We start from the raw sequence: 23,694 nt of genomic DNA on the forward strand, positions 1-23,694 counted from the left end.
GCTCAAGCCGAGTGCCAAAGTGAAGGTCCACACTGCATGAAAGTTGGAGAGCATAATTCCGATTCGATCAAGATATTGTGTAAAAGTTGTTACGAATTAGCAACCTTTGATTGATATACCCTATGGGCGCACGCCCGTTCCTTGCAAGACCCCGTGCTCCATCGCATATCGCGTCAGTCCGGCGGTTGAGGAAATCCCCAGTTTTCGCTTGATGTTCTTGCGATGCGTCTCGACCGTGCGCACCGAGATATCCAGCGCCAGCGCCACCTCCTTGTTGGACTTGCCCTGCGCCAGTTGCAGAAGGATCGTCTGTTCGCGGTTGGTGAGTTGCTCGCGATCGGGCGGGGTGAAGGGCGCAAGCGAGCCTTGCGCGCCGGTGCAGAGATAGCGCTCGCCCGTCATCACCGCGTCGATGGCGCACTTGATCTCTTCGGTGGGCACGTCCTTGAGGACATAGCCCAAGGCACCGTGGCTGAGCGCCGAGGCGATATATTCCGGGCTGTCATGCATCGACAGGATGAGAATCCGCGTGCCGGGGCGGCGTTCGAGCAGGATCTCGGTGGTCGAGAGCCCGCCCAGCCCCGGCATGTTGAGGTCGAGCAGGATCACGTCGGGGGCAAGCTCCGCGACCCGGTCGATGATGTCCTGACCGTTGCAGAACGCGGCGATCACCTCGACATCGTCATAGCTTTCGAGGATGGACTGGATGCCTTCGACGACCATCGGATGATCGTCGACGATGACGACGCGAATGGGGGTCATGCGCGGGCCCTTCTTTTCTCGGGGACCGTCTCGGTCTGGCCCTGCGGTTTGAGGAGGTGCGTGAGCGGCACGTTGGCTTCGATCTCGGTGCCGCCGACCGACGAGCGGATGACGAGCCGTCCGTCGATCTGGTCGATGCGCTCCTGCATGTTGCGCAGGCCCAGCCCGCCCCCCGTGCCGGTGCGCGCGGCGTCGATACCGCAGCCATTGTCGGTGATGCGCAGCGTGCCGCCGCGCGCGTGGCCGCGCAAGTCGATCTCGACACGGGTGGCCCCCGAATGGCGCTCGATATTGGTGAGCGCCTCCTGCGCCACGCGGTAGAGCGCGATCTTGGCCTCGTCGTCGAGCCGGTTGCGGAACACCACGGTGGCAAAGACGGTCTCGATGCCCGTTCGCTTGCCGAACTCCTCCGCCAGCGCCTTGAGCGCGGGACCAAGGCCCAGATCGTCAAGCGCGCCGGGGCGCAGGTCGCGGCTGATGCGGCGCACTTCCTGAATGGCGGTGGTCAGATGCGCCGCTCCGCGTTCGAGCATTTCGGGCGCGCGCGCGTCACCCGCCGCCAGCCGTCGCTGCGCGGTATCGAGCGCATAGCGCGCGCCGACCAGGATCTGGCTGATCCCGTCGTGCAATTCGCGCGCCACGCGCCCGCGTTCCTCTTCCTGGGCGTCGAACACGCGCTGCGTAAGCCGTTTGAGCTTGGCATCGGCCAGCCGCCGTTCGCGGATGGTGATGAAAAGGCCGGTGACGAAGACAAAGAGCAGCGCCGCCAGCATCGCACCCCCGATAAAGAGAAACGTGCGCTGCACGCGCGCCTCGACCTGCTGGCGCGAGGCGGCGACGGCAGCGAGCACATCGTCGATGAAAACGCCCGTGCCGATGGCCCATTTCCAGTCCTGAAGCCCGATCACATAGGCCACCATCTGCGAGCGCTCGCCCGTGGACGGGCGGGGCCAGGCAAAGCTGTGATAGCCGCCGCCGAACCGCGCCAGACGGATCAGCTCGTCGGTAACGGGCACGCCCGACGGATCCTCGAGCCCGGTCCAGTTGCGCCCGATAAGTTCGGTCCGGCGCGGGCTCACAAGATTGGTGCCGTCATAGTCGAACACGAAGAAATAGCCGTCCTGACCGTAGAGCATCGCGGCAAGGATCTGGCTCACCTGCTCCATCGCCCGGTTGTCGTCCGGGGCGGCGCGGCCATAGATGTTGACGAAGGCGGTCCGCGCAAGCGAGAGGTAATTCTTCAGCTCCTCGCGTTTGGCGTTGATCAGCTGAACCTCCAGCGTCTCGATCTCGCGCTCTGCCAGGTGCCGCGATTGCAGTGTCACCACGACCGCCACCGCCGCCGCCGTCAGGATCAGGGGCAGTGTCGCCACCAGAAAGAGCTTCTGGCCATAATTGAGCCTCAGGCGCGCGAACATGACCCATGGGATACGCCCGCATGCGATCGAAATCCAGCGTTTCGCGCGGCTCAGTGCTCGGGGTCGTGCCGGCGGGCCTCGGGCACCGCGCGCCGCCGCCACCGCAGCGCAAGGCCAAGTGCCACGCCCACGCCGATGGCCAGCGTCAGATCGGTCAGCACCGTCAGCACCAGCGTGATCACAAGCAGCACCTGATCCGGGCGCGACGCCGCCAGATGCCTCTTCCAGTGCTGCACCTCGGACATGTTCCACGCGGTGATGAGCAACAGACCGGCAAGTGCGGGCATGGCGAGATATCCCGCCAGCGGTGCCGCAAGCAGCATGACGACAAGGATGGTCAGGGCGTGCACCATCCCCGCCACCGGCGTGCGCCCGCCTGCGTGCACATTGGTGGCGGTGCGCGCGATGGCACCGGTTGCGGGCAACCCGCCGAAAAGCGCCGAGCCGATATTGGCCGCGCCGTTGGCGATCACCTCGGCATTGGGACGGGTGTTGCCGCCGATCATCCGGTCAGCGACCTTTGCCGACAGCAGCGATTCCACCCCGGCGAGAAAGGCGATGATGAGCGCCGAGGGCAGCAGGTCGAGCATCCGCGCGACGCTGATTTCAGGTAGCTGCGGCAAGGGCAGCGTGTTGGGCAACGCGCCAAAGCGCGACTGGATCGTATCCACCGGCAGGCTCAGCAGCGCAACCGCCGCCGAACAGAGCGCGATGGCCACGATCAGGCCCGGAAAGCGGGGCAAGAGGCGACGCAGGATCACGATGAGGACCACGGTCGCAATCCCGAGCAAGAGCGCGCGCGGATTGAACGTGCCCCGCGCCTCCCAGAGGACGGCGATCTTGGGCAGGAAATCGGCGGGCAGATCGGCCACGGCCAGCCCGAAGAGGTCACGCAACTGGCTGGCGGCAATGATGATGGCAATGCCGATGGTAAAGCCGTTGATGACGGCTTCGGGGATGTGTTTCACAAGACTTCCGGCCCTGAACCGGCCCGCGATCACGAGAATGACCCCCGCCATCAGCGTCGCCAGCACCAGCCCGTCATGGCCATGTTCGGCGATGATGCCATAGACCACGACGATGAAGGCCCCGGTGGGGCCGCCAATCTGCACCCGGCTGCCGCCAAGCGCCGAGATGAGAAAGCCGCCGATAATCGCGGTGATCAGCCCGGTGACCGGGGGCGCACCGGAGGCAATGGCAATGGCAATGCTGAGCGGCAGTGCCACCATGGCCACGGTGATCCCGGCCAAAAGATCGGCGCGGAACAGGGTGGCGGTATAGCCGGGCAGTGTGGTCAGCAACTTCGGTTTCATGACAAGGTTGAACACCCGCGCCGCGCGACATGCAAGAGGCCCTGCACCCCGGCGTTCTGGTCAGGAGCGCACCGGTGATGGCATCCGCACGACAAAATGACCCGACTACGCAGTTATCGGTATTCTCAGGTTGCGAATCGCGGGCTAAGGTCCGCGCACTTCAACGATCCGCAGGCGCCCCGGAGAGGCGCGCCGCACCAAATGGGGAGGAACCTTAATGGATCGCCGTTCGTTTCTGAAGAAATCCGCACTCGGTGGCGGGGCAGCCGCAGCCAGCACGCTGGCCGCGCCGCTCTATGCCCAGGGCAACCGCACGCTGACCATGGTCACCACATGGGGTCGTGGTCTTGCCGGCGTGTTCGACGCCGCACAGCGCGTGGCCGACAACATCAACGGCATGACCGATGGCAGCCTGACGATCGACGTCAAGGGCGCGGGCGAGCTTGTCGGTGCGTTCGAGGTTTTCGATGCCGTGACCGCCGGTCAGGCCGATCTTTATCACGGGGCCGATTACTATTTCGTCGGCCAGCATCCGGCCTACGGCTTCTTCACCTCGGTGCCCTTCGGCATGACCGCGCAGGAACTGGTGAACTGGTATTATCACGATGGCGGTGCCGCGTTCCACGACGAGCTTGGGCAGATCTTCGGCCTCAAGTCCTTCCTTGCCGGCAATACCGGCGCGCAGGCGGGTGGCTGGTTCCACAAGGAGATCACGGGTCCCGAAGATTTCAACGGTCTCAAGTTCCGGATGCCCGGTCTTGGCGGCCTCGCGCTGGGCAAGCTGGGTGCGTCGGTGCAGAACCTGCCCGGCTCCGAAGTGTATCAGGCGCTTGCCTCGGGGGCGATCGACGGCACCGAGTGGATCGGCCCCTGGGCCGATGAAAAGGCCGGTTTCCAGGAGATCACCAAGATCTATTACACCGCCGGTTTCCACGAGCCGGGCGCGGGCCTTTCGATCGGCATGAACCGCGACGTTTTCGACAGCCTCACGCCGCAGCAGCAGAAGATGGTCGAGATCGGTTGCGCCGAGGCCCACCAGTGGAACCTCGCGCAGTTTCTCTCCAACAACTCGGCCGCTCTCCAGCGTCTGCAGTCGGCGGGCGTCAAGACGATGGAATTCCCGGACAGCGTCTGGGACGCCTTCGGTCAGGCCGCCGATGCGGTGCACCAGGAGAACATGGGCGACGACATCTACAAGCGCGTCTATGACAGCTACATGGCATCGATGAAGTCCTCCTCGGCGTGGATCGCATTGTCTGACGGTGCCTATACCGCGCAGCGCGACCGCGTGCTGGGCTAAGGCCACCGCGACGCCGATACTGGCTCAGGCCCCGGTCTCCGGGGCTTGACGCCGTTCGGGGATTTACCAGCCGCGTGAGGGGAAACCATGCTCGACGCCGTGCTTTGGCTGTTCCAGAACATAGGACTGGCCTTTTATCATTTCGCCTATGCGATCACCCATCCTTCGCTCTGGCTCGACTGGTCGGACAATCAGGCGGTCATGCGGGTCGTCTATTACGGCGGGTCGGTCGAGTTCTTCTTCGTGGTGTTCACGGCGTTTTTGGTGCTCACCGGCGTGGGTATGTGGCGCACGGCGTTCCTCTGGGGGTGCGTGCGGGTGCTCGAGGGGTTTGCCAACACGGTCGGGCGCTTCGCTGCCTGGGCGGGGCTGATCATGGTGCTGCAACAGATCGTCATCGTTTTCATCCAGCGCATCTTCGCCCGGCCTGACATTGTCATCGGTTTCGGGATCCCGCTGCAGTTCGACATCAGCTGGTGGGCGGAAGAACTCAAGCTTTACAACGCCATGGTGGTTGCGCTGTGCTGCACCTACACGTTTGTTCAGGGTGGGCATGTCCGGGTGGACCTTGTCTATGCGCAGGTCAGCCACCGCGCGAAACGCATGATCGACATGGCAGGCAGCCTGATCTTCATGATGCCCATGGCGGTGATCACCTGGATGTATGGCTGGTATTTCCTGTGGCGGCATCTCATCGTGCCCAAGCCCTCGGCCTCGGACAAGCTCGATCAGCTTTTGATGAAGTCGCGCGCGCTGCGCTGGAATATCGAGACCATCGGCTTCAGCCCGAACGGGTTCAACGCCTACTTCCTCTTCAAGGTGCTGCTGGTGCTCTTCGCGGGAATGGTTTTCCTTCACGCGATGGCGTTTTTCTGGCGCTCCTGGCTTGAATGGAAGGAAGGGCCGGAAAGTGCCGGCAAATACCTCGACCGCGACACGCTGGGCGAGGGCGAAGAAGCCTATGAAGGCACGCATTAAGGGGGCGGGTTTCCATGCTGTTCGGACTTGACGGGGTCGAGATCGGCCTGATCATCGTCTTTCTGTGCCTTTTCGGGGGTATTCTCTCGGGTTTTCCGGTGGCCTTCGCCATCGGCGGGGCGGGGGTGGTCTCGTTCGGGATCATCGCAGGGCTCGATAGTGCGGGACTGCTGATCCATCAGGCCATCGACCGATCCTCCGAGGCCTATAACGCGGTGCTGGCAACCGGGGTGCGGGCGGATTCCGTCACCATCTTCCGATATCCTGACCTGCCACGCACCGGCGTGCCGGTCTTTCCGCAGGGCTGGGAGACGGCGCTTGACCGCAACGTGTCGTTCATCGTCAACCGCATCAACGAGAGGGTTCTGGCGGGGGCCGCCATCGAGACGCTGCTGGCGGTGCTGATGTTCGTGATGATGGGCATCACGCTGGAACGCTCCAAGATCGCCAATGACCTGCTGACCACCATGGCGCGGGTGTTCGGCCCGTTGCCGGGCGGGCTTGCCGTGTCGGTCGTGGTGGTGGGCACGTTCCTGGCCGCCTCCACCGGCATCGTCGGCGCAACGGTGGTGACCATGGGCCTTCTGAGCCTGCCCACCATGCTGCGCAACGGCTATTCGCCGCAACTCGCCACCGGGGTGATCGCGGCGAGCGGCACGCTGGGTCAGATCATCCCGCCCTCGATCGTGATCGTGCTCCTGGGCACGCTGGCGGGCGACCTCTATTCCGTCGCGCAGGAAAACCGCGCGATTGCGGCGGGCTGCTCCGATGCGCTGACCTATCTGGGCACGCCTGCGGTCGTGTCGGTCGGCACGCTCTTTCAGGCGGCGCTTCTGCCCGGTATCCTTCTGGCGCTGCTCTATGCGCTTTATGCGTTCGTCTACGCGCTGCTGAACCCGTCCAAGGCACCGGCAGTCACTTTTGACGAGGTGACGGGTGGCGAAATCATCACGCGGCGCGACAGCTTTACCTGGTTCCTCGGTGTGCCGGTCGCGCTCATCGCGGGGGTGATGCTGCTGGGGCAGATCAATGTCGTCGGCTCGCAAAGCCTCATTGTCGACAGCTTTACCGATCAGGGCCAGTCCGCGTCGCTGCGCACCAATGTCGGACCCGACTGCAAGGCCGCGATGATCGAGTTGCACGGGCAAGCGGCCTGGGACGCCGCGGTGGTGCAGCAACAGGAGATCGACGCCGCCGGTGGCGTTGCCGCAAGCGTCCGCCTCAGCCCTGAGGAGATCGCCGAGTTGCGCCTCCAGAAAGAAGCGGATGCGGCCCCCATCGGCACCGGTGTCGCCACGCTCATGGTTATGCTGGGTCTAACCCTCGCGATGGCGCGCGGCGTGGCCCCCTCGGCCGATCCGCGCCCGCTGCTGATCGGTGCTGTGGGGATCGTGCTGGGGCTTCTGGCCGATATCGCGTTCATCCGGCCCTCGACCTCCTCGGGGGTGACATGGCTCATTCTGGCGATCCCCTTCGCGCTGGCCTGTTACGGGGTGATGCACGCAGCGTTGCGCATGGCGAAAAACGATCTTATCCGCGTGGTCTTTCCGCCGCTTGTGCTGATCGTGGCGGTTCTGGGCTCGATCCTTGGCGGGATCACCAACCCGACACCCGCCGCGGCGCTTGGCGCGGGCGGGGCGATCATGCTGGCGGCGTATCGCAAACTGCGCGATCAGGACCGCTCGCCCAAGGTGATCCTGTTTTCGACGCTGGCCGTTGTGCTGGCGATCCTGATCGGCATCAATTTCGATCTCAGGATCAATAACCAGGAGGTGAGTTTCGAATCCTGGGTCGCGTTCTTCTTTGCCTATGCCGCCTATCTCTACGCGCTTTTCGGGCTGCTCTTTGCCTGCTGGGTGCTTTACGCGGGCGGCGTGCTCAGCCCGGTGGTGCGCGAGACGGCCAAGGTCACGAGCATGGTCTTTACCATCCTCATCGGCTCACAGCTTCTCAACCTCGTGGTGATCTCCTTCGGCGGTGAGCATTACATCCAGGATTTCCTGAAATCGTTTGATAACGAGTTCAAGGTCTTCCTGATCGTGATGCTGGTGCTCTTCATCCTTGGCTTCGTGCTCGATTTTCTTGAAATCATCTATATCGTGATCCCGATCGTGGGGCCGGTCATTTATGGCGGCAGTTTCGATCCGAAATGGGTCACGATCATGATTGCGGTCAATCTGCAAACCTCGTTCCTGACCCCGCCCTTCGGCTTTGCGCTCTTCTACCTGCGCGGGGTTGCACCGCCCGAGGTGACGACCGGCCACATCTACCGGGGTGTCATTCCCTTCGTTCTCATTCAGGTGGCGGGGCTGGCGATCCTGTGGTTCTTCCCGGATATCGTGACCATCTTGCCGGATCTGATGGGATAAGATGCAGCCGAGCGGTGCGGCGCGACTGTGTCCGTCGCGCCGCTTTGGATTCCAAAGTCGAGTCCGAGCCTCCGAAAATAGTCAAGAAATGATCTGTGTCATGGCGCGGATCCCGCATAAGCGCACAATTGAGGGGCGCGAACGGGATATCCGCGCGCATGGCAACAGGAGGCTGAACATGAACATCAGACAGGGCGCACCTTCAATGTGGGCGACAGCGGCGCTTTCCGCCTTGGCCGTCCTTGCAGCACCGATGGCGTCGGCGCAGGACGAAGGGTCGATTGCGCGGGGCGGACAGCTTTATGACAAGTGGTATGCCGAAACCGGGCAGGAGGCACCTGCGGTCTCGCATCCGCTCTATCCGAAGGACGGGCAATACGCCGACAAGCCGGGAACCAACTGGCGCTGCAAGGAGTGTCACGGCTGGGATGGCAAGGGGGCCGAAGGGGCCTATTCCAGTGGCAAGCATTTCACGGGCATCAAGGGCATCATCGGGATGCAGGGCGGCGACCCGGCGGCGGTCGTGGCCCTTCTCAAGGCACCCGCGCACGGGTTCGAGGGGCTGCTGTCGGAGGCCGACCTGGGCGATCTGGCGAATTTCGTGGTGTTCGGCGGGTATGGCTATGACGCCTATGTCGCGGATGGCAAGATCGTGGGCGATGCCGAGCGGGGCGGGCAGGTCTATCGCACCGTCTGCGCAGGCTGCCACGGGGCCGAGGGCAAGCTGCCCAAGGACATGGACCCGTTAGGCTCGCTGGTGGGGAACCCCTGGGAATTGATGCACAAGGTCCTCAATGGCCAGCCGAAAGAGGCCATGCCGGCGCTGCGCGCCTTTGACCATCAGGCGGCGGCGGATGTGATCGCCTATATTGCGGCGGAATTTCCGTCCGAATAGGGCACCAACAAGGGGGGGTGCCAGCCAAGGCGCGGCGCCCCCATCTCATACGCCTCATGGAAGGAAACGGGTCGCATGATACGAGCGATAAAAGCGCTGTGGTCCTGGATCACACGTCCGGCGGTGCTGATCGGGCAGGGCGTTCTTCTTGCGATCGGATTTGGCGTCGGGATCATCTTCTGGGGCGGGTTCAACACCGCCATGGAAGCCACCAACACGATGGATTTCTGCATCTCCTGCCACGAGATGCGCGACACGGTCTATGAGGAATACAAGACCAGCGTGCATTACAAGAACGCCTCGGGCGTGCGCGCCGTGTGTTCGGACTGCCATGTGCCCCATGCCTGGGGGCCGAAGATGGTGCGCAAGATTCAGGCATCCAACGAGGTGTGGCACAAGGTTCTGGGGTCGATCAACACGCCGGAGAAATTCGAGGCGAAGCGTGCCGTTCTGGCCCAGCATGTCTGGGATTCCATGAAACGCACGGATTCGCGCGAATGCCGCAACTGCCACAGCTTCGAGGCGATGGATTTCGACAAGCAGGGCCGCCGCGCGCGCGAGAAGATGGAAGTGGTCGCGCAGACCGGCCATTCCCCCGAGGGCAGCACCTGCATCGACTGCCACAAGGGCATTGCCCACAAGCTACCCAAGGTGGAACGCGACGACTGACAGGCCGGGACCCGACCGCGCGGGTCTCAGACCATCATCTCCTTGGTCGCGGTCAGCGTCACATCGGGGTAGTCGCGCGCCACGCGGTCGATGTCCCATTGCAGCCGCGTGAGATAAACAACGTCGCCGTCATTGTCATGGGCGATATGCGCCTTGTTGGCGGCGATGAAGGCCTCGACCTTGTCCTTTGGCCCGCTGACCCAGCGGGCGGAGGTGAATTGCGATGGCTCGAAGCGCACGGGCAGGCCATATTCCAGCTCGATCCGGCTGCCCAGCACGTCAAATTGCAATTGCCCTACCACGCCGACGATAAAGCCCGAGCCGAAAGCGGGTTTGAACACCTTGGCGGCCCCTTCCTCGGCGAATTGCATCAGCGCCTTTTCCAGGTGCTTGGCCTTCATCGGATCGCCCGCCCGCGCGGTCTGCAAGAGTTCCGGCGCGAAGGACGGGATGCCGGTCACGCGCAGCGCCTCGCCTTCCGTCAGCGTGTCGCCGATGCGCAATTGCCCGTGGTTGGGGATGCCGATGATGTCGCCCGCCCAGGCCTCTTCCGCCAGTTCCCGGTCGGCGGCGAGGAAAAGCACCGGGGCCGAGACGGTGATCGGTTTCTTCGCCCGCACATGGGTAAGCTTCATGCCGCGCCGGAAATGCCCCGAGGCGAGGCGCACAAAGGCCACCCGGTCGCGGTGCTTGGGGTCCATGTTGGCCTGCACCTTGAAGACAAAGCCCGCGACCTGCTCCTCCTCCGGCAATATCTGGCGCGGTTCGGCGCGCTGCGGCTGTGGCTCGGGGCCATAAGCACCGATCCCCTCCATCAATTCGCGCACGCCGAAGGAATTGATCGCCGAGCCGAACCATATGGGCGTCATGTGCCCCTCGCGCACCGCGTCCACGTCGAGCGCGGGCAAAAGCTCGCGCGCCATGCCCACCTCCTCGCGCAGCGTCTCCAGCAGGGCAGGGGGCACATGCTCGGCCATTCTTGGGTCGTCCAGCCCGTCGATGCTGATCGATTCCGCCACGCGGTTGCGGTCGGCGCGGTCCATCAGTTCCAGCCGGTCGTGGATCATGTCGTAGCAGCCAAGGAAATCACGCCCCATGCCGATGGGCCAGCTTGCCGGCGTGACGTGGATCGCCAGCATTTCCTGGATCTCGTCGATGATCTCGAACGTGTCGCGCGCCTCGCGGTCCATCTTGTTGCAGAAGGTCAGGATCGGCAGGTCGCGCATCCGGCAGACCTCGAAGAGCTTTTGCGTCTGGCTCTCCACCCCCTTGGCCCCGTCGATCACCATCACGGCGGCATCGACCGCCGTCAGCGTGCGATACGTGTCCTCGGAAAAATCCGAGTGGCCGGGCGTGTCCACGAGGTTGAAGCGGTAGTGCCGGTAGTCAAAGGACATGGCCGAGGCGGAAACCGAGATGCCCCGATCCTTTTCCATCTGCATGAAATCCGAGCGCGTGCGCCGCGCCTCGCCCTTGGCGCGGACCTGTCCGGCCATCTGGATCGCGCCGCCGTAGAGCAGGAATTTCTCGGTCAGCGTGGTCTTGCCCGCGTCGGGGTGGGAGATGATCGCAAAGGTGCGCCGCCGCGCGATTTCGGGCGGCAGGGCGGGGCGGTTTGGGGTCTGGTCCAGCATGAGGCCGCGTATAGTGGGGCCGCGCGCGCGGCGCAATAAGCCGCGCGCCGTCATGCAGGCGCAACAATTCTGTTGTCACTCTGTTGACTGGCGCGGCTAGCATTACGAGGCTGCGATCTGACAGGAGAGCGACTATGCGCGACCATGAAAAAGATTACACCGATCCGACCCAAAGCCCCGATTGGGAGCATGGCGACGAACGCCCCTCCAACACCTCCGCCAACCCTACGTTCTTTGACGTGATCGAGGCGCGCGCCTCGCGGCGCGGTTTTCTCGCGGGCGGTCTGGCGGCGGCCGTGACCGGGATGCTCGGCGCGGGCCTGTCGGCGCGCGGGGCGCTGGCGAGCGCGACCTCGCCGCTTCTGGGCTTCGCGGCGGTGCCGGTGAGCGAGGCCGACACGGTCACCGTGCCCGAAGGCTACCGCGCGCAAGTCTTCGCCCGCTGGGGCGACGCAATCAGCGGCGACATGCCTGCCTTTCACGGTGCCAATACGGGCGCGGAGCAAGGCCACCAGATCGGCCAGAACCATGACGGGCAACATTTCTTTGCCATCGACGGCTCGTCCGAGGACGGGATTTACGTGCTCAACCACGAATATATCGAGCCGCGTTTCCTTCATGCCGAGGCCAGCACGGGCAAGGCGCTGTCGAGCAGCGACACGATCTGGCACGACGGCGCGCGCGACGATGACGAGGTGCTCAAGGAAATGAACGCGCATGGCGTCTCGGTTTTCCGGGTGCGCAAAGGGGCCGACGGCTGGGAGATCGTGGCCGATCCGCGCAACCGCCGGATCACCGCGCTGACTCCGATGGAGATTGCCGGGCCGGTGCGCGGCACGGCCCATGTGGTGACGAAATACAGCCCCGAGGGCACCGCCACGCGCGGCACGCTCAATAACTGCGCGTATGGCGTGACGCCGTGGAACACCTATCTGGCGGCGGAAGAGAACTGGGCGGGGTATTTTTCCAACACCGGCGAACAACCGCGCGAGCAGGCGCGTTACGGCGTCTCGGACAAGCCCGAGGGCGGGCGCTATGGCTGGCATCTGGCCAAGGGGCGCGCGGATGACTGCATCCGGTTCGATGCGCGCGCCACGGGGGCGGAGGCCACGCAGGACTATCGCAACGAGCCCAACTGCTTTGGCTGGATGGTCGAGATCGACCCGTTCGACCCCGACAAGGCCCCGGTCAAGCGCGCCCATCTGGGCCGGTTTGCCCATGAGGGGGTGATCTTCAACCGGGCCGAGGCGGGCAAGCCGGTGGTCTGCTATTCGGGCGACGATGCGCGGTTCGAATATATCTACAAGTTCGTCTCGCGCGATGTCTTTCAACCCGGCGAAACCGATGGCAGCATCCTCGACGCGGGCACGCTTTACGTGGCGCGGTTCAACCCCGATGGCAGCGGCGAGTGGCTGGCGCTGGCACCGGGACGGAACGGGCTGACGGCGGATGCGGGTTTTGGCGATCTGGCCGATATTCTGGTGAACACGCGCGCGGCGGCGGATGTGGCGGGCGCGACCAAGATGGACCGCCCCGAATGGGGCGCGGTCGACCCGGTGACGGGGGCTGTCTATTTCACCCTTACCAACAACACCCGCCGCACCGAGGCGCAGGTCGATCCGATGAACCCGCGCAGCAACAACCAGTTCGGCCATATCATCCGCTGGCAAGAGGCGCGCGGCGATGCCGCCTCGACCACGTTCGACTGGGATCTCTTCGTCATCGCGGGCGATGCTGCGCGCAGCCGCAGTTTCGACGGGGCAGCCTTGGGCGAGGACAACATCTTTGCCGCGCCCGACGGGCTCTGGTTCGATCCTGACGGGCGGCTCTGGATCCAGACCGATATTGGCGAATCGTCCCAGAATACCGGCGATTTCGCGCAATTCGGCAATAACCAGATGCTGGCCGCCGATCCGCGCAGCGGTGAAATCCGCCGCTTCCTGACCGGGCCGGTGGGCCAGGAGATCACCGGAGTCTGCATGACGCCCGATCAGCGCACCATGTTTGTGGGCATCCAGCACCCCGGTGCCACCACCACGCCCGAGGATCACGCAGGCGGCAATCTCGTGTCGCATTGGCCCGATGGCGGCGATGCGGTGCCGCGCTCGGCGCTTGTGGTGATCACGCGTGAGGATGGCGGCAAGATCGGGGCCTGATCGGGCGGGGGGGGGCGCGCGCGCCGCGCCCCTTACCGCACCAGCTCGCGCATCCCCCGGTCGATCCCTTCCAGCGTCATCGGCACCATGCGCCCTTCGAAAATCTCATGGATCATGCCGATGGATTGCGTGTGGCCCCAGTGTTTTTCCGGGACCGGATTGATCCACAGATGCGCGGGCCATTGTGCCCGCGCGCGCGCCAGCCAGACCTGCCCGGCTTCGGCATTCCAATGCTCGTTGGCACCGCCGGGATAGGCGATCTCGTAAGGCGACATGCTGGCATCGCCCACGAAGATGCACTTGTAATCGGGGCCATAGGTGTTGAGCACCTCCCATGTCGGCGTTTGCGCATCCCAGCGGCGGCGATTGTCCCGCCACACGCCCTCGTAAAGGCAGTTGTGGAAATAGAAATGCTCCATGTGCTTGAACTCGGCGCGCGCGGCCGAGAACAGCTCTTCCACAACCTTCACATGGTCATCCATCGAGCCGCCCGCGTCGAGAAAGAGCAGCACCTTGACCGCATTGCGCCGCTCGGGCCTTGTTTTCACGTCGAGCCAGCCCTGTTCGGCGGTGGCGCGGATCGTGCCGTCGAGGTCAAGCTCCTCATGCGCGCCGTCGCGCGCCCATTGGCGCAGCCGCTTGAGTGCCACCTTGATGTTGCGCGTCCCAAGCTCCACGCTGTCATCGAGATTGCGGAATTCGCGCTTGTCCCAGACCTTGACGGCGCGGCGGTGGCGGCTTTCATCCTGACCGATGCGCACGCCTTCGGGGTTGTAGCCATGGGCACCGAAGGGCGAGGTGCCTGCCGTGCCGATCCATTTCGAGCCGCCCTGATGGCGGCCTTGCTGGTCGCGCAGCCGCTCGCGCAGTGTTTCCATCAGCTTGTCGAACCCGCCAAGCGCCTCGATCTCGGCCTTTTCCTCTGGTGTCAGGTGCTTTTCGGCCATCTTTTCCAGCCAGTCGGCGGGCAGGTCCACGGCCTCGAGCACCTGTTCGACCGAGAGCGCCTCGAGACCCCGAAAGCTTTCGGCAAAGGCACGATCAAAGCGGTCGATATGGCGCTCGTCCTTCACCATGGCGGTGCGGGCGAGGTAATAGAACCCGTCCACGTCATAGGTCACAAGCCCCGCGCGCATCGCCTCCAGAAAGGTCAGGAATTCGCGCAACGAGACCGGAACGCCGGTCTTGCGGAGGGTGTCGAAGAAAGGCAGGAACATCGCCGCCTCAGAGCAGCGCGGCGCGGTGCAGAATGAGCGTCAGAAACAGCCCGCCAAGCGCGAAAAGCAGCATGTAGACAAAGGCATAGAGCGCGATATCGGCGGGCTTTCCCTTGCGCCGCCAGGCCAACAGCCCGCCGGTCGCGGCCCCCGCAAATGCCCCCAGAATGACGATCATCTTGCCCCGTTCGACCTTCGCAGCGGGTTCAGCGACCCTACCTCGCGCAGTTTGGCCTCTACCGCCCAATCCGCTCCGTAGCCGTAGCGCGCCCAGCCCAGACTGTCCAGCCTCACGGCCTGCGATTCGGCCACGCGCCCTTCCAGCACCAGTGCCTCGGATTGCAGCATCTTGAGCGTCGCCAGAAGGGCTGCGTTCTCGTAACGCTCGGCCACGCCCACGTTGGGGCCGATGAGCCTCAGCGCCTCGTCGCCACGCCCCTGCGCGATCTCAAAGCTGGCCAGTTGGGCCGCAACAAAGGCGCGGTGGAGCGCGGTGCCGGGGGTGCGCGCGTAGAACTGATCGGCCAGCCGGAACTGGTTGTGTGCGAATTCGGGATCGCTCGCCTGCGTAAGGCGGCCAAGCGCGAAATGGCTGAAGGCGCGGCGGTGATCGGTCCAGCCGATCGCCTGCGCGATGCGCACCGCGTCCGCCGCCGCCGCGCGGCGGGCAGGCGCGCGCGCGCCGGGGCCAAGCGCGGTCTGGATCGCCTCGATCCAGGCGCGCGGCGTCGATCCGGCAAAGCGTGGCGCGAGCCTGTCCCCACTTGGATTGAGGCGGCTGAGGACTGCGGGCAACCGTTCTTCCACCTCGCGGCGCGTCATCCCCGCGCGCAGTTCGGGCGCGTAATAGGCGCGCAGGATCAGCATGTCGAATCCGGTCAGAACCGCATGAACATTGTCATCGTTGAACACGCTGTCCGAGAGGCGGTAGAGATCGTTGAGCGGCCCCAGTGCCTGCGCGAGTTCCTCGTGCAGGCAATCGCGGGTTTCCTGCGGGCTGCTGTCGTTGGGCACGAAAATGGCGATCTTCTCGCGCCGGGCAATCTGCGTCCAGTCGGTGCGCTTGGAGCCGCGCGCGCCGCGATAATCCGCGAGGCTCTCGATATTGGGGACCACGAAACAGGCGGCAGACGGCAGGCTGCGGCGGATGTCGTCGCGGCTCACTGCCTCGATGGTGATATTGGCGGGCCCGTCGCCAACACGCCGGATGTCTATCCCCGCCTCGGTGCGCAAGCGGTGGATCACGCGGTTGAGATCGGACATGAGCGTGATCGGCGGCCGCCCCGTTACCCGCACCGTGATCGGCCCTTCGAAACGCGAGAACTGGTGCAGCATCCGCCCCGATTCCATCTGGAACGAGAGATCCAGGAAATCGTGCAGGATGTCACGGTTGGCGCGTTGCGCCGGAATGGGGCGCGGCGCGGAAAACCCCTTCATCGGCGGCATAATGCGCTGTTCGGGCATCGCCGCGCGCGAGGCAGGCGCCTCCTTGTGGAAGCTGCCGGGCACGCAAGCCCCGAGAATCAGGCAGATCGGCAGGATGACTCGGCGCATGGTGCCCCCGAAATGGTGTGTCTCTCTCGCACCCGCATACCGGGTCTGGGGCCAGCTATTCCTTTACATCCTGTTGGGGTTAAGGAGCCGACAAGGCGAAACTGTGACACAGCCCCCAAGTTCGATCAACCCCGCGTTGCCGCCCGCGATGCGTTGCGCGCCATGGGGCAGAACGTGCCGTAAAACGAAACAATCCCGGCCAGATGGCCGGGATTGTCCCGTCGTGAAATCGGGTTGGCCCCCGCAACCGACTTCATGACCGGCCGCGCGAAAGGCGGGGCCGGTCGGCTGCAAAGGGTCACTCCACCAGGAGGCGTGCCTCGTGGCGCTTGAGCGAGCGGCGCGCGGCCTGATAGGCGTCGATTCCCGCCTTGTCGCGCAGTTCCGGGAAGAGCGTGTAGATCTCTTCGCGCGACGACGCGCCCATGCCGTCCATCACCTGCTCACCGGGCTGGAAGCTTTCGGTCCAGGCCCCGTTCGAGAGCACCACCTCGTGCCGGTCGCACATGAAGTGGATATAGGTCACGCCGCTGGCCTGCACCTCGTCGATGCCTTCCATGCCGGTGAGGTGCTTTGCCGCCGCCAGAACCTCGCGCTCGCCAAAGTAGAGCGCGGCGCGCTCGGAGGTCAGCAGCAGGCGGTGTTGCGGGCTGACCAGCATGTCGCGCTCGGGCAGGCCATGGCCCAAGGCACCGGCGCGGATCAGCACCGGTCGCAGCTTGGGGGTCGCCATCAGATCGCCCGCGCCAAGGCTGCGCGCACCGGTCCAGCGGATTTCCTGCAAGCCGTTGTCGCGGGTGATTACCCGGTCGCCTTCGCGCAGGTCCTCCACAGGCACCTCGCCGCGCGGCGTCGCAATCAGCGTGCCGGGGGTGAAGCAGGGGATCAGGTTCTCGATCTCGCCGAAGATCAGCGTGCCGGTTACGGTATCGTCTTGCGCGAGGAAGTTCACCGTGCCCGAGGTCGAGTTGCCGTCCGGATCGACGGTCTGATCCACGATGTCGAACCGGCCCAGACCGCGCAGGTCGAGCGTGTCGAAATCGTCATCGATCCCGTCATCGGTGCTGTCGCCGCTGCCGCCGTCGATGGTATCGCCTGCGCCCACGTCGAGGAACACGTCGCGGTCGTTGCCGCCGGCCATGAAGTCGGCCCCGGCACCGCCGGAAATCGTGTCATTGCCGTTATTGCCGCGCAGCACATCGTCGCCGTCGCCGCCGGACACGATATCGTCCCCGTCGCCGCCGTTGATCACGTCATCGCCCGCACCACCCTCAAGGCTGTCATCGCCATTGAGGCCCCGGATCGTGTCATCGCCATCGCCGCCAAGGATGGTATCGTTGCCGAAATTCCCCTCGAGCGAATCGTTGTCGATGCCACCGTCGATGAAATCGTCGCCTGCACCGCCGATGATCGTGTCAGCGTCATCCTGGCCAAAGATCGTGTCGTTGCCATCGCCACCGAAAATCAGGTCACGCCCGTTATCCGGCACGAGGTCGGTGTCGTCGGGGATGTTAAGCTCGTCCGGGAAGCGCGGGTCAAGCCCGCCATAGATCAGATCGTCGCCCCTGCCGCCAAAGATCGTGTCGGACCCTTCGCCGCCGATGATCGTGTCATTTCCGTCGCCGCCGTCGATCTCGTCGGCGTCAATGCCGCCGTCGATGAAATCATTGCCCGCGCCGCCAAAGATCGTGTCGGCGTCGTCGCCGGTCGTGATGACATCATCGCCATCGCCGCCATCGACGAAATCGCGGTCGTTCTCGGGGTCGGCATCCGCCGGGAAGAGGCCCGGAAAGCCCAGGTCGGGCAGCGGCGTGTCAGACAGCGGCGCGCCAGCATTGATCGTATCGTTGCCCGATTCGCCGAAGATGCTGTCATTGCCGCGGCCGCCTTCGATTTCGTCATCGGCAAGCCCGCCGAACACGGTATCATCGCCGTCGCCCGCGCGGATGCTGTCGTCATTGGGCGCGGCCCCAGGCAGGATCGCGTCCTCGGCATCGACCCGGTCGCCATCCGGGTCGCCGGTATAGCCGAGGTCGATCAGGTCGTCGCCCGGCGTGCCGCTGACGATCCCGTCGCGCGCGGGCGGCGGCTTGACGCCCACGGTGACCGAAACGGTCGAGGTCGCGGTACCGCCATTGCCGTCATCGACGGTATAGTCGAACGTGTCGGTGCCGGAGAAGCCGTCATCGGGCGTGTAGGTGATGGTGCCGTCGGGATTGACGGTGGTGGTGCCGTTGGTCCCCGGCGTGGCCAAGGAAACCGTCAGCGGGTCGCCGTCCACATCGCTGTCATTGGCCAAAACGTCGATGGTCACAGGCGTCTCGAAATCAGTGGCACTGCTGTCGGGGGCGGCCACCGGCGCGTCGTTCACCGGGTTCACGGTGACCGTGACGGTGCCCGGCGTGGTTCCGCCATTGCCGTCATCGGCGGTGTAGGTGATCGTGTCGGTGCCGTTGAAATCGGGGTTGGGCGTATAGGTTATGGTGCCGTCCGTGTTGACCGTCACCGTGCCATTGGGCGCGGTGGCGTCGGTCACCGTCAGGGGATCGCCGTCGGGGTCGCTGTCGTTGGTGAGCACGTCGATGGTGACGGTGGTGTCCTCATCGGTCGTGGCCTCGTCGGGCTGTGTCACCGGAGCGCCGTTATCCGGCAGGATCAGGTTCTCGATCTCGGCAAAGGTCATCTCGCCGGTCACGGCACCGTCCGTGCCGATGAACTCGATCCGCCCGGAGGTGGAGTTGCCGTCGGGATCGGCGGTTTCCTCGGCCACGCGCAGCGGACCCGCGCCGCTCAGGTCGAGCGTGTCGTTGTCCACGCCGGTGCTGCCGCCATCGACCACATCGCCCGCCGTTCCACCGATGAAAGTATCCTGATCGTCGCCACCCGAGAGCGCATCAGCCCCGGCACCGCCGGTTATGACGTCATCGCCCGCCTCGCCGAAGATCGTGTCGTCGCCGTCGCCGCCGATCAGCGTGTCGTCGCCGGGCGCGCCGGTGTCGATCACCTCGGTCGTGGGGTTGAAGTAGATATCGGTCACGTTGATCCCATCGGAGGTGTCGACCGGATCGGAATAGCGGATCAGGAATTGCGATACCGGTCCGTCGATCGTGACGCTGAGAGAGTTGGCCGCGCCGTCGTCGGTGCCGTCGCCGCTGCCCGCCGCTTCCTCGCCGCTCAGGATGGACACGGCGCTGCCGCCGCTAAGGGTGACGGGAAGCAGATTGTCATCGGCGTCAAAGGCAAAGACCTGCACGCCCTCGGTGCCGTCGAGATCGTTGATCTGAAAGGAGACCGCAGTGACGGGGGCCGAAAACTCGAACTTGAGATCCGTGGTGCCGGCATCCTGAAGTGCCGCCGAGAGCGAGCTTTCGGGATTCGCGGGCGCACCGCCGGTTTCCACCCCGGCCACGTCCTGCGCATTGTCGGCAAAGCCGGTGTCCACGGGCAGGGCCGGGTTGAGGAAGAAGCGCACATCGACCGAGCCGGTGTTCTGGAGAACCTCGGAGATCGGATCCCCACCCTCGATCGGGTCGGCATCGTTGGGATCGGGGGCGAGCGACCACTGGAACACCTCACGCCCGCCGGTGGCGTCGGGGTTGTTGCTGTCGCCGAAGATCACATCATCGCCAGCCCCGCCCTCGACCGAGTCGTTGCCCGATCCGGCGTAGACGGTGTCGTTGTCTTCCCCCGCGAGGATCGTGTCATCACCGCCGAAGCCCTCAACCACATCACTGTTGGAGCCGTCGGGCGCGTCGTTGTTGTCGATGCGGTCACCCTCGGGATCGTCGAGGAAATTCTCGTCGATCAGATTGGCACCGTTGTCACCTTCGACTCTGTTAATCGGCATGTCATTCTCCAAACTCTGCGAGGCGATATGCGCGCCCTCTGCGGTCCAATTCTTCCCCGGAGCGAAAATGCCGGCAACAAGAGGCGACCGCTGTGACCGAATGGAGAGTGTAATGCGCTGCCGTTGCGCAGAGGCCTAACCCCTACGCTTGCACAGTCGATCAGATGATCAACGGCGCGGCGATCACACCCGAATCCCGCGACCATGTCGCGCCTCGGATACATGCGGTCGCCCCCGTGACCTATGAGCATCAACCCCCCAGTTGGGCTACCTCTCTTTTAAGTGAAGGTCGCGTTTTGCCCAAGGGGAATTTGGCGGCATTGTGGCTGCGACCTGGGTCAGGACGCGCGGTTTTCGCCATATTTGCCCTGATCTTGCCATGATCGTCAGGACGGATTGTTTCCGCGAACGGGTGCAAAATCGGGTCTTGGGCGCGGTTGCGCTCCTGTCTTCGACGCCAAAGGCGTTTCCTTGCGTCATTTTGCCTGTGGATTGTTTCTCGACAGGCATTTCCGATGCCTCAGCGCCATGAAAGTTTGTGGCGAGAATTTATCGTTAACGTGTTCGTTTCCGGTCGTGCAACAATCCTGCACATGCAAGCGCATTGTTGCGTCTTGGTCGGTGGTGCGCCCGATGAGACCGCGCAAACGTGATTCGCTTCATCGCTTTTTCGTGAATTGCGTCGCTGATCCGGATCGCGCGACCTCTGGTCAGGCGGCGTCGATCACGCCTGACCCCTGGCCAAGGCTTGTGCCGCCATGCTGTCGGCTTCGCTCAGTCCCATTGCCGCGCGCGCGGCGTCGAGAACGGCCAGTTCCTCGGGGGCGCTTTCACCGTCGGCGAGTACCACCTCCCAGAGCGCCTCGAGCGCCGCGAGGCGCGCCTCGCGCCGCACTGTCTCGCGAATCACGTGGCCGAAATCCGCCGTGTCGGGGGCCTCGTGTTCGAGCCGCTCGCACAAAGCGCGCATCTTGGCCGCCTCGATCGGTCCCAGCCCGAAAAGGCGCGTCAACAGCCGGTCGATGCGCTTGATCTCGGCCAGGTCGTAGTGGCGGTCGGATTTCGCCACCCGCACCATCAGCGCGCCGAGCGCAAGCTTTTCATCCGGCTCTGGCAGGGGGATCGGCCGTGGTGCCGAAAAGGCGTGGAGGATGCGCGACAACATGACCCAAGCCTAGTCAATGCCCCGCATGTCCCCAAGTAGATTCTCGTGCACGTAACCGTGACCCTGCTCCGGCGCGGCTTTGCCGCAACGCCGCCACGATTGCTCCACACAAACTGCGTTTTGCGCGGCGAGTGTGCGGCATCAGCCCTTGAGGACCCAGCCAGATGCGTGATGACCGCACGAACCTACGCCCCGCCCTGCCGGTCGCAACGCCGGACGGCAAGGCGCGGGCCCCGATCCCTGACCCGCTGACGGCGGTTCTGGCAGCGTCTGACTGGTCGCCGGATGGTCTTGACGATCTGGGCAGGACCATGGCCCGCCGCGATATCGACCTCGGCACCGCCATCCGTGTGTTTTTCGAGGGAGAGCCGGAACGCTTCAACTACATGCCCAAGCGGGACGTTCCCGCCGAGTTCCGCAGCACCGTGCGCCTGCTCGACAATATCTGCCAGCGCATCAACAGCGGCTTCTACCTGCCACATCCGGGGCAGCGCCTGCCGTGTTGCGCGGCCCTTGAGACCTGGCTTGGATATCAACGCGCCGACGCCACAGAGAAGCGCAAGGGGCGCTGGAGCCTTGACGAACGTGTGCTCGTTCCGCTTTTCGATCCGTCCTGGTGCAGCGCCCCCGACCATGTCCGCCGCCGTGATAAGGCTGCAAGCTTCTGGCACGCGGTCCTGGCTCCGCTGCGCGGCCTCGGGATCGACCGCGACATTCTGAAATACAAGGATCGCTCAGACCAGCCGTGACGTCTCGATCGCCGCGCGCACGAAATCGGCAAAGAGCGGATGCGGCGCGAAGGGCTTGGATTTCAACTCGGGGTGATATTGCACGCCGATGAACCACGGGTGATCGGACCATTCCACGATCTCGGGCAGGCGGCCATCGGGCGACATGCCGGAAAACGTCAGGCCGCAGGCCTCCAGCTTCTCGCGGTATTTCATGTCCACCTCGTAGCGGTGGCGGTGGCGCTCATCGATCGCCGTCGTGCCATAGATCCGCGCCACGCGGGAGCCGTCCTTGAGCACGGCGTCATAGGCGCCGAGGCGCATCGTGCCGCCCTTGTCGTCGCTCAGATTGCGCGTGACCTTCTCGTTGCCCTGCACCCATTCCTTGAGATGATAGACCACCGGTTCGAAGCGCTTTCCTCCTGCCTCATGGTCGAACTCTTCGGACCCCGCGTCCTTGAGCCCTGCCACGTTGCGCGCCGCCTCGATGACGGCCATCTGCATCCCGAGACAGATCCCGAGATAGGGAATCTTGCGCGTGCGGGCGAATTCCGCCGCCCGGATCTTGCCCTCGGTGCCGCGCTCGCCAAAGCCACCCGGAACCAATATCGCGTGAAATCCTTCAAGATGCGGGGCAGGGTCCTCGCGCTCGAAGATCTCGGCATCGACCCATTGCACATTGACCTTGACCCGGTTGGCCATGCCACCATGAATGAGCGCCTCCTTGATGGACTTGTAGGCGTCCTCAAGCTGCACGTATTTGCCGACAATGGCGATATTGACCTCGCCATCGGTGTTCTGGATGCGGTCCACCACGTCCTGCCATACGGTCAGGTCGGGGCGCGGTGCGGGGCTGATCTGGAACACGTCGAGCACCGCCTGATCGAGCCCTTCGCGGTGATAGGCGAGCGGCGCCTCGTAGATCGACTTGAGGTCATAGGCGGCGACCACATGCTCCTTGCGGACGTTGCAGAAGAGCGCGATCTTTTCGCGTTCCTTGTCGGGAATGGGCTGTTCGGAGCGGCACACGAGGATATCGGGCGCGATACCGATGCTCTGCAATTCCTTGACGCTGTGCTGCGTCGGCTTGGTCTTCAACTCGCCGCTTGCCGCCAGATAGGGCAGCAGCGTGAGATGCATGAAAAGGCACTGCCCGCGCGGGCGGTCATGGCTGAATTGCCGGATCGCCTCGAAAAACGGCAGCCCCTCGATATCGCCGACCGTGCCGCCAATCTCGCACAGCATGAAATCGACCTCGTCCTCGCCGATGGCGAGGAAGTCCTTGATTTCATTTGTGACATGCGGAATGACCTGGATGGTCTTGCCGAGGTAATCGCCGCGCCGCTCGCGCTCCAGCACGTTGGAATAGATGCGGCCCGACGAGACGGAATCGCTCATCCGCGCGGGCACGCCGGTGAAACGCTCGTAATGGCCAAGATCGAGATCGGTTTCGGCCCCGTCATCGGTCACGAACACCTCGCCATGCTCGAAAGGCGACATCGTGCCGGGATCGACGTTGAGATACGGGTCAAGCTTGCGCAGCCGCACCGAGAACCCGCGCGCCTGCAAGAGCGCCCCGAGCGCGGCCGAGGCCAGACCCTTGCCGAGCGAGGACACAACGCCGCCGGTAATGAAGATGTAACGCGCCATGCGGCTGGCCCCCCGTGATGCAGTTGTCGCTTGGTCAAA

General features: G+C 64.3%; 17 protein-coding genes. 7 read left to right on the forward strand and 10 right to left on the reverse strand.

The annotated features are described in order from the left end of the window. Window positions 1-120: 120 nt before the first annotated feature. From ABIE57_RS14230 to ABIE57_RS14240, 3 genes are read right to left on the reverse strand one after another with little or no spacing between them, the layout of a single operon-like run. Entirely contained in the window at window positions 121-762 is a 642-nt protein-coding gene (locus ABIE57_RS14230) for a response regulator transcription factor (protein ID WP_354539696.1), read from the reverse strand. After that, window positions 759-2,180 (reverse strand): cache domain-containing protein, encoded by a 1,422-nt coding sequence (locus ABIE57_RS14235; RefSeq protein ID WP_354539697.1) that lies wholly within the window; start codon window positions 2,178-2,180, stop codon window positions 759-761. Before ABIE57_RS14235 ends, ABIE57_RS14230 begins: the two co-directional genes overlap by 4 nt. Before the next feature lie 50 nt (window positions 2,181-2,230). After that, window positions 2,231-3,493 (reverse strand): SulP family inorganic anion transporter, encoded by a 1,263-nt coding sequence (locus ABIE57_RS14240; protein ID WP_354539698.1) that lies wholly within the window; start codon window positions 3,491-3,493, stop codon window positions 2,231-2,233. A 217-nt stretch (window positions 3,494-3,710) separates the two neighbouring features. Between ABIE57_RS14240 and ABIE57_RS14245 the strand changes: the two genes are divergently transcribed. The 5 genes from ABIE57_RS14245 to ABIE57_RS14265 all read left to right on the forward strand — a co-directional run bounded on the left by ABIE57_RS14245 (window position 3,711) and on the right by ABIE57_RS14265 (window position 9,704). Beyond that, window positions 3,711-4,793, forward strand: coding sequence for a TRAP transporter substrate-binding protein (locus tag ABIE57_RS14245; protein ID WP_354539699.1), 1,083 nt, complete (start codon window positions 3,711-3,713; stop codon window positions 4,791-4,793). 87 nt (window positions 4,794-4,880) lie between these two features. Next, entirely contained in the window at window positions 4,881-5,771 is an 891-nt protein-coding gene (locus tag ABIE57_RS14250) for a TRAP transporter small permease subunit (protein ID WP_354539700.1), read from the forward strand. 14 nt (window positions 5,772-5,785) lie between these two features. After that, the gene (locus ABIE57_RS14255) at window positions 5,786-8,140 is read left to right on the forward strand and encodes a TRAP transporter large permease (RefSeq protein ID WP_354539701.1); all 2,355 of its coding nucleotides are present in this window, start codon (window positions 5,786-5,788) and stop codon (window positions 8,138-8,140) included. A gap of 178 nt (window positions 8,141-8,318) precedes the next feature. Continuing rightward, on the forward strand, window positions 8,319-9,035 hold the full coding sequence (locus ABIE57_RS14260; RefSeq protein WP_354539702.1) for a c-type cytochrome: 717 nt from the start codon (window positions 8,319-8,321) through the stop codon (window positions 9,033-9,035). Window positions 9,036-9,110: 75 nt separating this feature from the next. Then, entirely contained in the window at window positions 9,111-9,704 is a 594-nt protein-coding gene (locus ABIE57_RS14265) for a NapC/NirT family cytochrome c (RefSeq protein ID WP_354539703.1), read from the forward strand. A 26-nt stretch (window positions 9,705-9,730) separates the two neighbouring features. Here ABIE57_RS14265 and ABIE57_RS14270 read toward each other — a convergent pair whose 3' ends face one another. After that, window positions 9,731-11,338: a peptide chain release factor 3 gene (locus tag ABIE57_RS14270; RefSeq protein WP_354539704.1), complete on the reverse strand. Its 1,608-nt coding sequence runs from the start codon at window positions 11,336-11,338 to the stop codon at window positions 9,731-9,733. A 134-nt stretch (window positions 11,339-11,472) separates the two neighbouring features. On the opposite strand from ABIE57_RS14270, the gene ABIE57_RS14275 reads away from it, so the two are divergent. Beyond that, window positions 11,473-13,494, forward strand: a complete 2,022-nt coding sequence (locus ABIE57_RS14275) for a PhoX family protein (RefSeq protein ID WP_354539705.1) — start codon at window positions 11,473-11,475, stop codon at window positions 13,492-13,494. A 32-nt stretch (window positions 13,495-13,526) separates the two neighbouring features. On the opposite strand, the gene ABIE57_RS14280 is transcribed toward ABIE57_RS14275, so the two are convergent. From ABIE57_RS14280 to ABIE57_RS14300, 5 genes are all read right to left on the reverse strand, one after another. Beyond that, on the reverse strand, window positions 13,527-14,711 hold the full coding sequence (locus tag ABIE57_RS14280; protein WP_354539706.1) for a vWA domain-containing protein: 1,185 nt from the start codon (window positions 14,709-14,711) through the stop codon (window positions 13,527-13,529). Between the two features lie 7 nt (window positions 14,712-14,718). After that, window positions 14,719-14,889, reverse strand: coding sequence for a hypothetical protein (locus ABIE57_RS14285; protein WP_354539707.1), 171 nt, complete (start codon window positions 14,887-14,889; stop codon window positions 14,719-14,721). Next, window positions 14,886-16,265 (reverse strand): DUF2927 domain-containing protein, encoded by a 1,380-nt coding sequence (locus tag ABIE57_RS14290; RefSeq protein ID WP_354539708.1) that lies wholly within the window; start codon window positions 16,263-16,265, stop codon window positions 14,886-14,888. The genes ABIE57_RS14285 and ABIE57_RS14290 overlap by 4 nt, the downstream gene beginning before the upstream one ends. A gap of 298 nt (window positions 16,266-16,563) precedes the next feature. After that, window positions 16,564-20,112: a Hint domain-containing protein gene (locus tag ABIE57_RS14295; RefSeq protein ID WP_354539709.1), complete on the reverse strand. Its 3,549-nt coding sequence runs from the start codon at window positions 20,110-20,112 to the stop codon at window positions 16,564-16,566. A gap of 724 nt (window positions 20,113-20,836) precedes the next feature. Next, window positions 20,837-21,277, reverse strand: a complete 441-nt coding sequence (locus ABIE57_RS14300; protein WP_354539710.1) for a tellurite resistance TerB family protein — start codon at window positions 21,275-21,277, stop codon at window positions 20,837-20,839. A gap of 164 nt (window positions 21,278-21,441) precedes the next feature. Between ABIE57_RS14300 and ABIE57_RS14305 the strand changes: the two genes are divergently transcribed. After that, entirely contained in the window at window positions 21,442-22,026 is a 585-nt protein-coding gene (locus ABIE57_RS14305; protein WP_354539711.1) for a hypothetical protein, read from the forward strand. On the opposite strand, the gene pyrG is transcribed toward ABIE57_RS14305, so the two are convergent. After that, window positions 22,012-23,655: a CTP synthase gene (gene pyrG, locus ABIE57_RS14310; protein ID WP_354539712.1), complete on the reverse strand. Its 1,644-nt coding sequence runs from the start codon at window positions 23,653-23,655 to the stop codon at window positions 22,012-22,014. The two genes, ABIE57_RS14305 and pyrG, sit on opposite strands and share 15 nt — an antisense overlap. Between the last annotated feature and the right edge of the window lie 39 nt (window positions 23,656-23,694).

Origin of the sequence: Roseovarius sp. MBR-6, assembly GCF_040547525.1 — a bacterium.
Lineage (GTDB): Bacteria > Pseudomonadota > Alphaproteobacteria > Rhodobacterales > Rhodobacteraceae > Roseovarius.

Coding starts and splice junctions, on each gene's coding strand:
- ABIE57_RS14280 (WP_354539706.1), bottom strand. CDS start 14,711: ATGTTCCTGCCTTTCTTCGACACCCTCCGCAAGACCGGCGTTCCGGTC.
- ABIE57_RS14305 (WP_354539711.1), top strand. CDS start 21,442: ATGCGTGATGACCGCACGAACCTACGCCCCGCCCTGCCGGTCGCAACG.
- ABIE57_RS14240 (WP_354539698.1), bottom strand. CDS start 3,493: ATGAAACCGAAGTTGCTGACCACACTGCCCGGCTATACCGCCACCCTG.
- ABIE57_RS14265 (WP_354539703.1), top strand. CDS start 9,111: ATGATACGAGCGATAAAAGCGCTGTGGTCCTGGATCACACGTCCGGCG.
- ABIE57_RS14255 (WP_354539701.1), top strand. CDS start 5,786: ATGCTGTTCGGACTTGACGGGGTCGAGATCGGCCTGATCATCGTCTTT.
- ABIE57_RS14260 (WP_354539702.1), top strand. CDS start 8,319: ATGAACATCAGACAGGGCGCACCTTCAATGTGGGCGACAGCGGCGCTT.
- ABIE57_RS14295 (WP_354539709.1), bottom strand. CDS start 20,112: ATGCCGATTAACAGAGTCGAAGGTGACAACGGTGCCAATCTGATCGAC.
- ABIE57_RS14235 (WP_354539697.1), bottom strand. CDS start 2,180: ATGTTCGCGCGCCTGAGGCTCAATTATGGCCAGAAGCTCTTTCTGGTG.
- ABIE57_RS14290 (WP_354539708.1), bottom strand. CDS start 16,265: ATGCGCCGAGTCATCCTGCCGATCTGCCTGATTCTCGGGGCTTGCGTG.
- ABIE57_RS14270 (WP_354539704.1), bottom strand. CDS start 11,338: ATGCTGGACCAGACCCCAAACCGCCCCGCCCTGCCGCCCGAAATCGCG.
- pyrG (WP_354539712.1), bottom strand. CDS start 23,655: ATGGCGCGTTACATCTTCATTACCGGCGGCGTTGTGTCCTCGCTCGGC.
- ABIE57_RS14300 (WP_354539710.1), bottom strand. CDS start 21,277: ATGTTGTCGCGCATCCTCCACGCCTTTTCGGCACCACGGCCGATCCCC.
- ABIE57_RS14250 (WP_354539700.1), top strand. CDS start 4,881: ATGCTCGACGCCGTGCTTTGGCTGTTCCAGAACATAGGACTGGCCTTT.
- ABIE57_RS14230 (WP_354539696.1), bottom strand. CDS start 762: ATGACCCCCATTCGCGTCGTCATCGTCGACGATCATCCGATGGTCGTC.
- ABIE57_RS14245 (WP_354539699.1), top strand. CDS start 3,711: ATGGATCGCCGTTCGTTTCTGAAGAAATCCGCACTCGGTGGCGGGGCA.
- ABIE57_RS14275 (WP_354539705.1), top strand. CDS start 11,473: ATGCGCGACCATGAAAAAGATTACACCGATCCGACCCAAAGCCCCGAT.
- ABIE57_RS14285 (WP_354539707.1), bottom strand. CDS start 14,889: ATGATCGTCATTCTGGGGGCATTTGCGGGGGCCGCGACCGGCGGGCTG.